This is a genomic window from Pelobacter propionicus DSM 2379 (genome assembly GCF_000015045.1).
Classification (GTDB): domain Bacteria; phylum Desulfobacterota; class Desulfuromonadia; order Geobacterales; family Pseudopelobacteraceae; genus Pseudopelobacter; species Pseudopelobacter propionicus.
The window spans coordinates 492,611-507,138 of sequence record NC_008609.1; the positions used below are offsets into that span (position 1 = coordinate 492,611).

Consider the following 14,528-nt stretch of genomic DNA (forward strand, 5'->3'; position numbering starts at 1 on the left):
CTGAAACTGTTCGTAGACTGTTGGGGGCTACTTTTTGGCCGGGGATTTTCGGGCTGGGCAGACGGAATGCACCGCCTCGGGCTGCATGGCAATGGCGCCGGCCGGGCAGACCTGGGCACAGATGCCGCACCCCTTGCAGTAATCCAGGTCGATGCTGGGCGGAACACCCTGGGCTATGCAGGCATCCGGGCAGTAGACCCAGCAGATCTGGCAGGCGATCTTGCCCTGTTTGACCGCCAGGCAGGCCGACGCCTCGATAACCGGGCGGCTGCTGCGCCAGTCTCCGGTGTGCCCCCCCTCGCCGATGCTGGGTGTGGACTGTGCTATCTCGGTATGCCTGGTCATGGGAGCCCCCCCGCTGCCGTGCAGTCAAAGGCGATCTGCGCGGCCTGGATGTTTTTTGCCGCTGCCGCGGGCGGGAATGCGTCGGAAATCGCCGCTCCGATGCTCTCCATGGTGATCAGCCCGGTGGCCTTGGCGATGGAGCCCAAGATGGCGGTGTTGACCATCGGCTCCCCTCCCACGATCAGCCCCACCGACTCGGCAGCGCCGGTCACGTCCGAGGTCACGACGCGGATGGTGTCGGGAAGCCCCAGCTCGCCCCTGGATCGGGTGGTGTTGACGATGATGACGCCGCCTGGCCGCAGGCCTGCCGTTGCGTTGGCAACGGCCAAGAGCGATTCGTCAAGCACGACGACGACGTTGGGTTCGACGACCTGAGAGTACATGCGGATCGGCGCATGGTCGAAGCGGGTCGAAGCGGTGACCGGCGCGCCGCGGCGTTCGGCGCCGAAGGTGGGGGCAGCGGTAACGCCCTCAAAGCCGCTGCGGTATGCCGCGGCGGCAAGGATTTTCGAGCTGGTGACGGCACCCTGACCGCCTCGCCCATGCCAGCGAATCTCATGCATATCATTCCCTTTTTCTGCTGGTGAAGCCACATGATGGAAGGATGGGAAACTGCGTTCTGCGCAGACCTGTATAGCACCAAGGGGAAGCCCTGGTCAATGGCAACATAGCCGGGCCAGAAGGATTCCCGGTCGATGGAGCAAGGAAAACGACCTGTTTTCCAGCCCCTTATCCGGCGGGTTCGGCAAAGTTTTTTTCGCGGCGGAGAGTAACGACTGGAGGGGCGATGGAACGAAACGCCGGGCAACCCGCATCACTGGCGTTGCCGTGGTAAGTCCGCCGGTTCAGGCGTCCGTCCCCCCCTTTTCTGCAGCCTCGCCGGCAAAGACCTTGACGTCGCTCACCCCCAGCAATTCGGCCGCCATCTCGCGCAGCTTGTACTTCTGGATCTTGTTTGAGGCGGTCATGGGAAACTCCTCCACGAACCAGACGTGCCGGGGGCACTTGTACCGGGCGATGCGGGTCTGGGCGAATTCGCGCACATCCTCCTCGCTGATGTCGCTCCCCTTGGAGCGCATGACAAAGGCGCCCACCACTTCGCCGTATTTCTCGTCCGGCACCCCCACGATCTGCACATCCTTTACCCCCGGCATGGTGTAGAGGAACTCCTCGATCTCCCGGGGGTAGATGTTCTCGCCGCCGCGGATGATCATGTCCTTGATGCGGCCGGTGACCCGGTAGTAGCCATGCTCGTCCACCGTACCCAGGTCGCCGGAGTGCAGCCAGCCGGCGGCGTCGATGGCGGCGGCGGTCTGCTCAGGCATCTTGTAGTACCCCTTCATGACGTTGTAGCCGCGGCAGATCAGTTCGCCCGGCACCCCCGGCGGGCAGTCCTGGCCAGTCTCGGGATCCACCACCCGCACCTCGATCTCGGGCATGGCCGTGCCGATGGTCTCGCAGCGGCGCTCGATGGTGTCGTCGGTGGAGGTCTGGATGAACACCGGGCTCCCCTCGGTCAGGCCATAGGCGATGGTGATCTCCGAGGCGTGCATGTCGGACATGACCTGCTTCATGGTTTCGATGGGGCAGGGGGAGCCGGCCATGATGCCGGTGCGCAGCGAACTGGTATCGAACAGGGGGAACATGGGGTGGGTCAGTTCGGCGATGAACATGGTCGGCACGCCGTAGATGGCGGTGCACTTCTCCTTCTGCACGGCAGCCAGGGCCATGAGCGGGTCGAAGATCTCCAGCATCACCAGCGTGCTGCCGTGGGTCAGCATGGCCATGACCCCCAGCACGCAGCCGAAGCAGTGAAACAGCGGCACCGGCAGGCAGATGCGATCCATCTTGGTGAACTTCTGGCGCTCGCCGATGTAGTAGCCGTTGTTGAGGATGTTGCGGCTGGAGAGCATGACCCCCTTGGGAAAGCCGGTGGTGCCCGAGGTGTACTGCATGTTGATCACATCGTCGGCGACAAGTCCCTCACGGGCAGCGGCGTAGTCGTCGTCGCTGTAATGCTCCCCCAGGAGCAGCAGTTCGGGAACCGTGTAGAAGCCGCGGTGCTTCTCCGGCCCCATGTAGATCAGCTTCTTCAGGAACGGGAACTGGGCCGAATCCAGGTGACCCCGTTCTTGGGTGGCTGCCTCGGGAACCAGTTCGCGCACGATGCTCACGTAGTCCACGTCACGGAAACTGTCGATGATGCAGAGCGCCTTCATGTCCGACTGGGTCAGGACGTAGGCCAGCTCGTGGCTCTTGTAGACCGGGTTGACGGTAACGAACACCACGCCGATCTTGGCGGTGGCGAACATGAAGGTCAGCCAGTCCGGCACGTTGCGGGCCCACATGCCTAGGTGGTCCCCCTTCTCAAGGCCGATGGCCAGAAGTCCCTTGGCCAGGGCGTCGACGCGGGCATTGAACTGGCCCCAGCTCCAGCGCAGGTTGCGGTCGGGGTAGATGATGCAGTCATGATCCGGCTGTGCGGCGACAACGGTGTCGAAGTACTGGCCGATGGTCAGGTCGCTGAATGGTCCCTTGAAGGTCTTTGTCACGTCCGGCCCCCTAGAACGGCGCGTACACGACGGCCAGGATGCGTGCGCTGTCGCTGCCGCGGCTGCGCAGCTGGTGCGGGACGATGGAGTCGTAGTAGATGCTGTCACCCGGTTCCAGCTGGTACAGATCCTTGCCGTACTCGACTTCCACCGTGCCGTCCAGTATGTAGATGAACTCCTCCCCCTCATGGCTGGAGAGTGGGGCGCCCCCCTTGCAGGCCGGCTTGACGTTGATGATGAACGGCTCCATGTGACGCGCAGTCTTGTTCGCGGCCAGGGAGAAGAAGTCAAGGGCGCCCGCGTTGCTGGCGATTTCCAGGGACTTGACTCGCGAGATACCGTTGTTCTCGCCAGAGCGGGTGACCACCGGGCCGAGCATGGTGTCGTCGTCCAAGAGCGTGCCTAGGCGCACCCCCAGGGTCCGGGTGATCTTGATCAACGGCGTGAGCGATGGCGCCAGTTCGCCCTGTTCCAGTCCGGCAATAACGGTCTCGCTGCAGTCACAGCGTTCGGCCAGTTGCTCCCGGGTAAGGCCGAGTGATTCCCGTATGGTGGTGATCTTGTCGCCGATGCGGTTACGGTCTGTCATGGTTTTTGTCTCCCTCCGGCATTGGGATGAATCGTAAATAGCAGTGGGCCACATGTGCAGAGATGTTCCCGGATAAAACCGGAAAAACGGCCGCACCTCCCGTCACGCCGAGCGGATAAATCTGAACCCCGGAATTTGTTTGGGTGATTTCTTCCTGTTCACGGCGGTGTCGTGGCTTTTGTACGGTTGTAAAGCGGCCGCCCCAAGAAACCGGCGACCGGGCGCAGATTGTATAGCACCCGACTCAAACCGTCGTCAACGCAATTATGGCGATTTCTGGGGGTACAACGGGGAGCGGGGAGGCGCATCTCGGGTGAAGGGGATAGAGCGGAACGGCGGGGGAGAGGCGGGATGTGAAAGGGGGACCGAGCGTTGCCCGGCCCCCCTGGTGGTGATCGTCTCATGGAACCGGGCTGCGTTCCAGGTAGCGGGGAAGGGTGCCGCGCACCTCAACCAGTGGCCCATCTTCCAGTTCCTCCACGTTCCCGCTGTCTTCGCCGTACTCATCCTCGCCGACTGCCCAGCTGTACAACTTCTGGGAGTCGATCAGCACCGGATTCAGGGGATTGTTGAACATGCGTTTTTGCATCTCCTCATCATACAGTCCGATGCAGCCGTGTGAGGCGGGGCGCCCGGGGAGGTCGCGGGCATGCAGCCAGTAGGAGACGCCGTCCGGGCCGACGTGGAAGCGCATGGCGTTGTCCATGGGGTACTGCTCCTCGTCGTTGGCTGTCTTGTACAGCGACGAGGTGTGGGTCAGGTGCCGGGCGGTGATGCGGAAGAGCCCGGTGGGGGTTTCGTTGCCTGCCTTGCCGGTGGCGGCCGGGGTGGAGAAGACCAGCCTGCCGTTTTCGTAGGCGCCCAGCCACTGCTCGGTGAGGTCCACCAGGATGTACTTGTCGTACCTTCTGGCCGGTTCGTACTGTTTTGGCATGGGGGTATAGCCGCGGCTGGCGGCGATGTCGTCCGGAACCTTGATGGTCATGCCGGGGTAGACGTGGCGGCGGTCGATGCGGTTGAAGCGGGCGACATGGACCCAGTCTGCGCCGAAGAGCGACTCCAGGGACTCGTTTGGCTTGATGAAGTGGGCATGCCACTTGACGTCCTTCAGGCTGGGATACTCCACCCGGGACAGGTCCTCCTGGGCATCGTCCTGGGGGGATGCGGCCGGGTCGGCGGTCAGGGTTGGCACCCGCAGGACCATGTAACCGACCAAGAGGGCGGTGAAGATGGCGATCAGAACCAGTTTGTGGGAGAGCCGCATCCGGCTGTAACGCATGGGGGCAGTTCCTTTTCAGGTAAGCTCATTAAGACTGAAATGCATCTTAGGCATTTATGTCCTGTTGATCAAGTCCCTGTTGATGTAAAAGGTTTAAATATTCTGTAAAAATAACAGCCAACCTGGCGAAGGCTAGCCGGTTCGCCCCGTGATGCGGGAGAGGGTAAAACGATCACGGGCACATGAAAAAAGCCCGCGTCTCGCGGGCTTGTAGATTTATGGCTGCACGCATTGCGTTATGGCTATTTCTTCTTTACCCATTTTTCATTCATCAGCTTGATGACCCCCTCGCTCACATCCCGGGTCTCGACGCTGCCCGCCTGGTAGAGAATCTCGCGCTTGAGTATCACCAGGGCCAGGCTGTTGGCCGTGCCATACTCGGTAGCAGCCTGCTGGACCGCCTCGTTGAACGACTTGCCGAGCCCCTGCTGCAGGGTCTGCATCTCTTTTTCGGCGTTCATGCCGAATTTCTGAAAACTCTCCACCTTCTTCTGGAACTCTTTGGCCTTGGCATCGCGTTGCGCAGGGCTTAAGGAGGCGAACTGGGTTTCCAGCGCCTTCTTCTGCCTGTCGAGCTGCTTCCGTTTCTCCGTGATCTGGGCCTGGAGTTTCCCCTGCTTCTGCTTGGCCTGGGCAGCGGATGCCTTGCCCAGACTGCTCTCGGTGCTGATGCGGACGATGTCGATGTAGCCGATGCGCAACTGTTGTGGTTTGGGCGCCTCGGTGGTTGCCGCAGGCAGCGGTGCCGGAGTCGGTGCCTCAGTCGGGATCGGCGCCGCGGGCTTTGCCTCCGCGGCCTGGGGAGCCTGTTCCGCTGCGGATCCCAGGGAGGGCAGGGCGCAAATCAGGAGCGCAAACAGGATTCTGGTAATGATTCGTGGCATGGCTGTACCTCGTGGGCAGAGCGGGTCTGCCGGAATGATGGGATGGCCGGGAAAGAATAGAACCTTTTCAGGCGCGAGACAACAACTCTTTTGAGTGATGCCCGATCAAAGGCGCTCCTCGGCTCCGCCCCTGTTCCGCGTTCAGGGGGAGCGGGGGCGCTTCAGAGAAGGGGGACATTTCGGGGGGAGGGAGGAACTCCGCAGGGCTGTTACAGCTCCAGGGCCCAGCCTCTCCCCTGCCTCCTGACCCCTCCCTTTACCGTTGCCAGGAAAACGGAGCGCAGGCTGTCGCTGAGTAGCGCCCTCTTCACCGGGGGGAGCCTGAGGAAGGCGCCGGTGAAGAAGCGCAGGAAGGTCTGGTCGATCCTGGCCGGGTTGTCGAAGAGCAGGTTCTGCAGGGTCCCCTTTTCCAGGGAGTGCAGCATGACCCGCTCAAAGGTGCTCTCGGGGGTGATCACCCGCTGCTCCCGGCTGGTCAGTCGGCAGGCGCCGCTGGGGCACTTCAGGGCGCAGACGCCGCAGCCAAGGCAGATGGCGGTGTCGATGACTGCATCCTGTTTTCGTTTCGGTGACCGGGTGTCAGCTGCGACCATGGCGATGGCGTTGATCGGGCAGGCCTGGGCGCAGAGGCCGCAACCGCTGCACTTCTCCCGGGTGATTCCGGCGATGTAGCCGGAGGTGAGGATGATGCCGGTGAAGCCATGTCTGCTGATCCCGCGCAGGAGGTAGCAGCAGCAGGAGCAGCAGTGGCAGACGAAACGCATGTTTTTGCGCACGTTGTCCGCCGTCAGCACCAGGCCCAGATCCCGCGACCGGGCGAAGTGCTCCTTCATCTCGCGCCTGCCCACCTCCCGCCCTAGCCCGTTCCTGATCATCATCTCCGCCGCGTAGCCGAATTGCGTGCACGACTCCAGGGGGGTGTCACAGCTTTTCTCCCCCAGGTGCAGCATCTCGTGTCGGCAGCTGCAGAGCCCGATGGAGAAGCGCTTTGTCCCGGCTATGAGGGCCGACGCCTTGTCGTAGTCCAGGATCTCGGCACACTCCGCCTGGCGCAGTGCCTCCTCGTGGGGCAGGGTGCGGAAGATGGAGAAGCAGCTGCCGTCCCCCCAGTTCGCCTCGCAGAAGGCCTCGTCCATGTAGTCGTGCAGCAGCCTGGCCCATTCCCGGGTGTTCAGGTCCGGTCCCACCCGCATCAGGGTGAATTCGAACAGGCCGACGATCATGGGGGAGGGGGTGTAGCGGTACTCGCCCCCCAGCCAGAGGTCCATCACCAGCCCTTTGCGGGTCATTTCTCCCAGGAGGCGTAGCACTGTCGCGCTCTCCTGGCCGCTGGCCCGCTCGATCTCCTGGACCGTGGAGAGGCCGTAGGGCATCCTGACGATCAGTTCCGCCTCCTCCGCCGAGTAGAGTTCCTTCAGCACGGCGTGCAGTTTCTCGTTCCAGGGGACCCGGATCTCCAGCCCATCCAGTTTTCTGCCCAGCCTGCGGAAAACATCCTTGCCTACCAGGTGTCCCATTCCAGCCTCCCTGGTCCTGCGCTCTTGGTGCGATGATTCATGTTCTATGGTAATGGCAAATCCGCTCCGTGCAACGGTCCGCGGCTGTTTCCGCGGTGATTACGTTTGCTCTGTAACTGTCCCCATGGGCGGAGATAAAACAGCTTGACTTTGTTCGGCTGTTTTTTCTATGATCCAGCTACAGTTTCAAAGGCAGTGAAGAGGAGTAGTAGTCGTTGTCTGCTTTCCAGAGAGCCGGTGGTCGCTGCGAACCGGCAGGCATGCACGATGAACTCGCCTCCGAGCCGTTCCGGTGAACAGCAGTTTGCTAGCCGGAGCCGTTCTCCCGCGTCAAGGGTGCACGAGGCCTGACGAGCGTTGCTCTTCAGGCGAAGTAGGGTGGTACCGCGAATGAGCACACATGCCTTCGCCCCTTTTGTGGGGTGGAGGCATTTTTATTTTCCGGACAGCGGAGCGAAAAAGGAGCCACGACAATGGCACAGGAAACGAAAAACGGCGCGGAACGTCGCTTGATCAGGATTTTCGATACGACGCTGAGGGATGGCGAGCAGTCCCCCGGCAACAGCATGAACATGGAGGAGAAGCTGCGGGTTGCCCGCCAGCTGGAAAAGCTGAACGTGGATATCATCGAGGCAGGCTTCCCCATCGCCTCGGTGGGTGATTTCGAAGCGGTCAAGCGCATCGCCCAGACCCTGACGAAGCCCCAGATCGCCGGGCTCTGCCGCTCCAGCGACAAGGACATCGACCGGGCCTGGGAGGCGGTGCAGTACGCCGGGGAGCGGGCGCGCATCCACACCTTCATCGCCACCTCGGACATCCACATGAAGTACAAGCTGCAGATGGAGCCGGCAAAGGTCTTGGCAACGGCGGTCAAGGCGGTGAAGTACGCCAAAGGCTACACCTCCAACGTGGAATTCTCCTGCGAGGATGCGGTCCGCACACGGCTCCCCTTCCTGGCCGAGGTGGTGGAGGCGACCATCGATGCCGGCGCGACCACGGTCAACATCCCGGACACCGTCGGCTACACCACCCCCAGCGAGTTCTATAACATCATCAGGTACCTGAAGGAGAACGTCTCCAACATCGAGAAGGCGGTCATCTCGGTGCACTGCCACAACGACCTGGGGCTGTCGGTGGCCAACTCCCTGGCCGCCATCCAGGCCGGCGCCGGACAGGTGGAGTGCACCATCAACGGCATCGGCGAGCGGGCCGGCAACTGCTCTCTGGAGGAGCTGGTCATGGTGCTGCGCACCCGCCACGACATCCTCCCCTACTACACCAACGTGGCCACCGAGCAGCTGACCTCCTCCAGCCGCCTGCTTAGCACCATTACCGGCATCATGGTGCAGCCCAACAAGGCCATCGTGGGCGCCAACGCCTTTGCCCACGAGTCGGGCATCCACCAGCACGGCATGATGATGGATAGCTCCACCTACGAGATCATGACTCCCGAATCGGTTGGCCTGGCCGCCGGCGCCCTGGTGCTGGGCAAGCATTCCGGACGCCACGCCTTCAAGAAACGGCTGCAGGAGTTGGGGCATGAGCTGGACGACGAGATGCTCAACCGTGCCTTTGTCCGCTTCAAGGCCCTGGCGGACCTGAAGAAGGAGGTCTTCGACGAAGACCTGGACGCCATCGTGGCCGATGAATCCCGCGAAGAGGAGATGTACAAGCTGGTGCTGCTCAACGTCTCCTGCGGTTCCCTCTCCGTGGCCACCGCCACGGTCAAGATGGAGATCAACGGCCAGCTGCTGCGCGCAGCCGAACTGGGCGACGGTCCGGTGGACGCCACCCTCAAGGCCATCCGCAAGCTGACCAAGAGCAAGGCCAAGCTGGAGCAGTTCAACGTCGGCTCCATCACCGGCGGCACCGACGCCCAGGGGGAGGTGACCATGAGGGTCTCGGACGGCAACCACCTGGTGGTCGGCAAGGGCTCCTCCACCGACATCATCGAGGCCTCGGCCAAAGCCTTCGTCCATGCGCTTAACCGCCTCCACTACCGCCAGAAGAAGATGAACGGCGGGGTGTGACGGAGCGCTGGTCTACGCCTCTTCCGAATGCCTGCCCAGCGGTCTCGTCGGTATTCCGGCGGGGCCGCTGTTTGCGGCCAGGGAAGATGGCGGATGATCAGACACTTGACAAACCAGAGATCAAATCATTATCTTATAACACGTTACACCAAGAACCAGGAGGTAAGTGCTCGCCATGCCAGTGTACGAATATCGTTGTTCATCGTGCGACCATCAATTCGAATTGAGACAGAAGTTCTCCGATCAGCCTGCCAGCCAGTGCCCGGAATGCGGAGGTACGGTTCAGAAAATGATCTCCTCCACCGCTTTCAGTCTGAAGGGAGACGGCTGGTTCAACCAGGGGTACTGTTCCAAGACACAGTCTCCCAAACCGGCCTCCTGCCCCGGAGGCGGGTGTTGCGCGGCATAATCCGCCGCTGCAACGAAGCGCAAAGACCTGCCCGGTTATATGGCCCGGCAGGTCTTCTTTTTTGTCGAACGGAACAGTCTTTACAAGACCGGCTTCATGCCGGTATTATTGATACATTTTTACCCCCAAGGAGATAGTATGGCCCACATAATCGACGGCAAAGCGATTGCCGCCAAAATCAGATCGGAAATTGCGTCCGGTGTCCGCGAACTGCAGGGTAAGGGGGTTACGCCGGGACTGGCGGTGGTGCTGGTGGGAGATGACCAGGCCAGTCGCGTGTATGTCAGCATGAAGGAGAAGGCCTGCAACGATGCCGGTATTTTTTCCGTCGAGCACAAGCTGGCGGCAGAAACCAGCGAAGCGGAACTGCTGGCTTTGGTGGAACTGCTCAACAACGATCCGAAAATACATGGAATACTGGTACAGTTGCCGCTGCCTTCCCAGATCGATACGGACAAGGTTCTGGAGGCCATATCTCCTTTCAAGGATGTTGACGGCTTCCACCCCTACAACGTGGGACGCCTGTCCGTCGGCAAGCCGGTCTTCCAGCCCTGCACACCCTACGGCGTCATGGTCATGCTTCGCGAAGCCGGGGTGGAGCTGAAGGGCAAGGAGGTGGTCGTGGTGGGGCGTTCCAATATCGTTGGCAAACCGGTGGCCATGATGTGCCTGGCCGAGCACGCCACGGTGACCCTCTGTCATTCCCGCACCCGCGACCTTCCCGATGTGGTGCGTCGGGCCGACGTGGTTATCGCGGCGGTCGGTCGGCCGGAGATGATCAAGGGGGACTGGATCAAGGAAGGGGCGGTGGTGATCGATGTGGGCATCAACCGCGTGGGAGAGAAGAAGCTGGTGGGCGATGTGGAATTTGCCGGCGCCAGCCAGAGAGCCAGCGCCATTACGCCGGTTCCGGGAGGAGTCGGGCCCATGACTATCACCATGCTGCTCCAGAATACCCTGGAGTCGGCCAAGAGGGGCATGGCGGAATAGGGCGCGAAGCAGGGAAACAGTAGCTGCCTGTCGTTTGTGTGTCGTGCAATTGCCGAATATTTCATCTGGAGGTCTGCATCCATGAAGGTCAGAAAAGCCGTTTTCCCCGTTGCCGGACTGGGCACCCGATTTCTTCCCGCCACAAAGTCGTCGCCAAAGGAGATGCTGCCGCTGATCGACAAACCGCTGGTACAGTATGTGGTGGAGGAGGCGGTTGCCTCGGGCATCGAGCAGGTCCTGTTCGTCACCGGCCGCGGCAAGCGCTCCATCGAGGACCACTTCGACATCTCCGTGGAGTTGGAGGCGCATCTCAACGGCCAGGGCAAGGCGCGGGAACTGTCCAGTGTCCGCAGGATCGCCGAGATGGCGGAGATCTTCTACGTGCGCCAGCGCCAGGCGCTGGGTCTTGGCCACGCCATCCTCTGCGCCAGGGATTTCATCGGCAACGAACCCTTTGCCGTGCTGCTGGGTGATGACATCATCGACAGCCAACGCCCCTGTCTGCGCCAGTTGCTGGATGTGTTCGAAGAGCACAACGGCTCGGTGCTTGCCCTGGAAAAGGTGCCGATGGAGAATATCTCATCCTATGGTTGCGTGCGTGCCACCGCCCTGTCCGATCGGGTCTTCGACGTGCTGGATATGGTGGAGAAGCCGAGTCGGGCGGAAGCCCCCTCGGATATGGCCATCATCGGTCGCTACGTGCTGACCCCGGCCATATTCGACATCCTCATGCAACAGCAGCCGGGCAAGGGGGGCGAGATACAGCTCACCGACGCGGTTCTGACCCTGTCCAAGGAAGAAAAGGTCTATGGTTGTCTGTTTGAGGGGTTGCGCCACGATTGCGGCGACAAGCTGGGATTTCTGAAGGCAACGGTTGATATGGCCCTGAAGCGGGACGAGTTTCGCGAGGAGCTTTCGGCGTATCTTCGTGAGCGGCTGGGGTGATGCTCCGACCTGGATTGCGTGAATAAAGAAAGGCGAGCCCTGCGGGGCTCGCCTTTTTGTTATTGCTGTGCCGCTTCCGGCTGTGGCTGTGGGTTTTCTCCCTCCAGCATGGGAGAGGTATCCCCCCTTGGTTCCCATCCCTCCCACACATAGGCAGGATCGATCATGGAATCGTAGTATCCCGGTTGCGGTATCAGGAAGAAGGCTGCCTCGGCGGCGCCCATGGTGGCACGGAAGACGGTCATGCCGATTCCCTTGAGCGGTCCGACGACATAGCCAGCCGCTCCCATGTCGCGCACGCTCAGGATCGTCTGCTTGGGAATCTCCACGATGCACGTAACGGCATTGGTCAGGCCGCGGGTAAGCTTGACCGCCATCTTCTCGGCAATCAGTTCGTCCCTCTGTTCGATCTCTTGCTCGGCAAGGGCTGAAAGGGGCAGGGCGAGCAGGAAAGCAACCACGAGTGTACAGTACAGCTGGCGTCTCTTCATAAAATCTCCTTTGTGAGCCGACACAGGGATGTCTGATAGATCTGCTGTGTCATACCACAAAGAATCCGCACATGCAAGCCGGGGAATGTGCAGTAAGTTTGGGATGTTCGGGAGCTCCGGGCACGGTGGCTGCGCAGGTTTGGCGTGCAATGGCGCACAGGGTGCAGTCCCTTGACCGCGCCCCACGAGTCAGCGGGCGAATCTGGTCAGGTAGTCGGCAACCCCCTCGGTGGTAGGTTTCATCGCCTCCTCGCCCTCCTGCCAGTTGGCGGGGCAGACCTCGCCGTGGGTGTCGGAAAACTGGATCGCATCGAGCATCCTGATGGCCTCCGTGACGCTCCGCCCCAAGGGCAGGTCGTTGATGATGCAGTGCCTGACCGTCCCCGTCGGGTCGATCAGGAACAGGCCGCGCAGGGCCACGGAATTGTTCAGCAGGATACCGTATGATTTGGCGATCTCCCTGTCCAGATCCTGGACCAGCGGGAACTGGATGTTGCCGATGCCGCCGTTTTCGATGGGAGTGTTCTTCCATGCCAGATGGGTGAACTTGGAGTCAACGGAGATGCCGATCACCTCGCAGTTCTTTGCCTTGAAGGCTGCAATCTGTCGGTTGAAGGCCAGTATCTCGGACGGGCAGACGAAGGTGAAATCCAGGGGATAGAAGAGCAGCAGGACAAATTTTCCCTTCAGGCTGGAGAGCGTGATGGAGGCGAAGCTATTGTCGGCCATGACCGCCTCGGCGGTGAAGTCGGGAGCCTGCTGGGTGACCAGGGTTGTCAAACTCATGGTATATCCTCCTTTTTCGAATAGTTGCGCTGAATGAGCGATACATATCAGTCCCGCGCGCTCTTGTCAATAGGATAAAAACAATCTTCTTTGTTTTTTTGTGATTTGCTGGAGAAAGATGGCTTGGGGAGGAGATTTTTAAGAAGGGGGAAGGCAAACGCCGAATGGCGCGCGGTTTGTGCCTGTTTTTTGCGCAGCACTCCGTCCGGAGGGCGTGATGGCGGGGATTGCCGTCGGGACGCTCTATGCGAGGCAGTGCGCCGGCAGAGCTGTATAAAAAATATGCAGAGGCGCTTTGGTCTCGGGCTGCGGAAACAAGGGAGAAGCTGATTTTAAAGGAAAAATCGGATACTGACGATTATGGCACGCTCCATGCTGACAGGTAGTCACAGACACAGGTTGTACGGCCCCTGATGTCTCCACATTCTACTCTACAGAACGTGCAGCGATGAGACCAACGAAGCTTTCATCCCATCACCGTTCAAAATCAACGATGAAAAGGAGAGGAAAGATGAAATTGGGAAGAGTTGTGGCAACGGCATGCGCGACAGTGGCACTGGCGAGTGGCGTGGCAATGGCGACACCTGCGACGCAGGTCTGGATACCGTCGCCTGACGTGAAGGGGTTTGGCGACGTTCACATCGATGTTGACTATTACGGCCGCTTTTCCAACAAGAACAATGCGGGCGCCAACATGTACGACATCGGCGTGGGCGTGGGTATCTCCCCCTTCGAGAACCTGAAACTGGAGATCGGCGCAGATTTTCTCAAGCAGAGCATCCACGACTATGACAGCCACCCCTTCTATTTCAACGCCAAGCTGGGTACGCCCGAAGATGCCTTCGGTATTAAGGGGTTGCCGTCATTTGCTGTCGGCATCTACAACATGGGCACCTACAACGATACCTCGAAGGGGGTCTACACCCGTCAGAACATAGCCTATGGCCTGGCCGGCAAGACTCTGCCGGTCATCGGCCGTATATCCGCCGGTGGCTACTACGGCTCGGAGAGCGCACTGGGCAAGGGGGCCAACAGCGGCGCACTGGTTTCCTGGGATCGTACCATGGGCGAAATCTCCGACAAGCTCTGGCTGGCAGCTGATTACATGAGCGGCAACAACGCCAATGGCGCGGCAAGCATCGGCGCGGCCTGGGCATTTTCCAAGAACGTTTCCGTATTGGTGGGCGCCGTGTTCTTCAACCCCTTCCAGGAAGAGAAGCCTGGCGGGAAGCCTGCGTTCACCACCCAGTTGGATCTTTCGTTCTAGGTAGTCCCTCCTTCAATCGGGGGCGGGATGTTTCCACCACCATCTGTTGAGGAGTTTTAACCACATAACGGCCAAAGGAGGCACGCAAAATGAAACTAATCGAGGCAATCATCAAACCCTTCAAGCTTGATGAGGTCAAGGATGCCCTGAACGAAATAGGCATCGAAGGAATCACCGTAAGCGAGGTCAAGGGCTTCGGGCGGCAGAAGGGACATACCGAGCTGTACCGTGGCGCAGAGTACGTGGTGGACTTCATTCCCAAGATCAAGCTGGAAATCGCGGTGAGCGATGACCTGCTCGGCAAGGTGATTGAGACCATCCAGACTACGGCCCGAACCGGCAGGATCGGTGATGGCAAGATATTCGTTCTGCCGCTGGAGGATGCGGTCAGAATCAGAACCGGCGAGAGTGGTGGAGACGCCATTTAACGCTGCACACACGGGT

Annotated in this window: 15 protein-coding genes and 1 other annotated feature; of the genes, 6 read left to right on the plus strand and 9 right to left on the minus strand. The window is 60.6% G+C overall.

All coding sequences use genetic code 11. The features are described 5' to 3' along the window. Window positions 1-27 precede the first annotated feature (27 nt). The 7 genes from PPRO_RS02300 to PPRO_RS02330 form a co-directional block, all read right to left on the minus strand. On the minus strand, window positions 28-345 hold the full coding sequence (locus PPRO_RS02300) for a 4Fe-4S binding protein (protein WP_011734417.1): 318 nt from the start codon (window positions 343-345) through the stop codon (window positions 28-30). Then, on the minus strand, window positions 342-908 hold the full coding sequence (locus PPRO_RS02305) for a 2-oxoacid:acceptor oxidoreductase family protein (protein WP_011734418.1): 567 nt from the start codon (window positions 906-908) through the stop codon (window positions 342-344). The genes PPRO_RS02300 and PPRO_RS02305 overlap by 4 nt, the downstream gene beginning before the upstream one ends. A gap of 282 nt (window positions 909-1,190) precedes the next feature. Then, entirely contained in the window at window positions 1,191-2,897 is a 1,707-nt protein-coding gene (locus PPRO_RS02310; protein ID WP_011734419.1) for an AMP-binding protein, read from the minus strand. A gap of 10 nt (window positions 2,898-2,907) precedes the next feature. Next, on the minus strand, window positions 2,908-3,486 hold the full coding sequence (locus PPRO_RS02315; protein WP_011734420.1) for a helix-turn-helix domain-containing protein: 579 nt from the start codon (window positions 3,484-3,486) through the stop codon (window positions 2,908-2,910). A gap of 400 nt (window positions 3,487-3,886) precedes the next feature. Then, the gene (locus PPRO_RS02320; protein WP_011734421.1) at window positions 3,887-4,765 is read right to left on the minus strand and encodes a L,D-transpeptidase; all 879 of its coding nucleotides are present in this window, start codon (window positions 4,763-4,765) and stop codon (window positions 3,887-3,889) included. Window positions 4,766-5,007: 242 nt separating this feature from the next. Next, window positions 5,008-5,649 (minus strand): OmpH family outer membrane protein, encoded by a 642-nt coding sequence (locus tag PPRO_RS02325; protein ID WP_011734422.1) that lies wholly within the window; start codon window positions 5,647-5,649, stop codon window positions 5,008-5,010. Between the two features lie 209 nt (window positions 5,650-5,858). Beyond that, window positions 5,859-7,166, minus strand: coding sequence for a 4Fe-4S binding protein (locus PPRO_RS02330; protein ID WP_011734423.1), 1,308 nt, complete (start codon window positions 7,164-7,166; stop codon window positions 5,859-5,861). 186 nt (window positions 7,167-7,352) lie between these two features. Beyond that, window positions 7,353-7,583, plus strand: a binding site (T-box leader). 56 nt (window positions 7,584-7,639) lie between these two features. Here PPRO_RS02330 and PPRO_RS02335 point away from each other — a divergent pair. From PPRO_RS02335 to galU, 4 genes are all read left to right on the plus strand, one after another. Beyond that, window positions 7,640-9,196, plus strand: coding sequence for a 2-isopropylmalate synthase (locus PPRO_RS02335; RefSeq protein ID WP_011734424.1), 1,557 nt, complete (start codon window positions 7,640-7,642; stop codon window positions 9,194-9,196). A 175-nt stretch (window positions 9,197-9,371) separates the two neighbouring features. Then, window positions 9,372-9,605, plus strand: a complete 234-nt coding sequence (locus tag PPRO_RS19995; RefSeq protein WP_041532094.1) for an FmdB family zinc ribbon protein — start codon at window positions 9,372-9,374, stop codon at window positions 9,603-9,605. Between the two features lie 138 nt (window positions 9,606-9,743). Further along, complete coding sequence (gene folD, locus PPRO_RS02345; protein WP_011734425.1) at window positions 9,744-10,595, plus strand: bifunctional methylenetetrahydrofolate dehydrogenase/methenyltetrahydrofolate cyclohydrolase FolD; 852 nt, start codon at window positions 9,744-9,746, stop codon at window positions 10,593-10,595. An 81-nt stretch (window positions 10,596-10,676) separates the two neighbouring features. Beyond that, on the plus strand, window positions 10,677-11,540 hold the full coding sequence (gene galU, locus PPRO_RS02350; RefSeq protein ID WP_011734426.1) for a UTP--glucose-1-phosphate uridylyltransferase GalU: 864 nt from the start codon (window positions 10,677-10,679) through the stop codon (window positions 11,538-11,540). A 59-nt stretch (window positions 11,541-11,599) separates the two neighbouring features. Here galU and PPRO_RS02355 read toward each other — a convergent pair whose 3' ends face one another. Together PPRO_RS02355 and PPRO_RS02360 are read right to left on the minus strand one after the other, a co-directional pair. Then, window positions 11,600-12,031 carry an exosortase system-associated protein, TIGR04073 family gene (locus PPRO_RS02355; RefSeq protein ID WP_011734427.1) on the minus strand — a complete coding sequence of 144 codons (432 nt, stop codon included), beginning with the start codon at window positions 12,029-12,031 and terminating at the stop codon, window positions 11,600-11,602. Between the two features lie 189 nt (window positions 12,032-12,220). After that, the gene (locus tag PPRO_RS02360) at window positions 12,221-12,817 is read right to left on the minus strand and encodes a peroxiredoxin (protein WP_011734428.1); all 597 of its coding nucleotides are present in this window, start codon (window positions 12,815-12,817) and stop codon (window positions 12,221-12,223) included. A gap of 511 nt (window positions 12,818-13,328) precedes the next feature. On the opposite strand from PPRO_RS02360, the gene PPRO_RS02365 reads away from it, so the two are divergent. Then, entirely contained in the window at window positions 13,329-14,084 is a 756-nt protein-coding gene (locus tag PPRO_RS02365) for a hypothetical protein (protein WP_011734429.1), read from the plus strand. An 89-nt stretch (window positions 14,085-14,173) separates the two neighbouring features. Then, complete coding sequence (locus tag PPRO_RS02370) at window positions 14,174-14,512, plus strand: P-II family nitrogen regulator (RefSeq protein WP_011734430.1); 339 nt, start codon at window positions 14,174-14,176, stop codon at window positions 14,510-14,512. The last annotated feature ends 16 nt before the right edge of the window (window positions 14,513-14,528 follow it).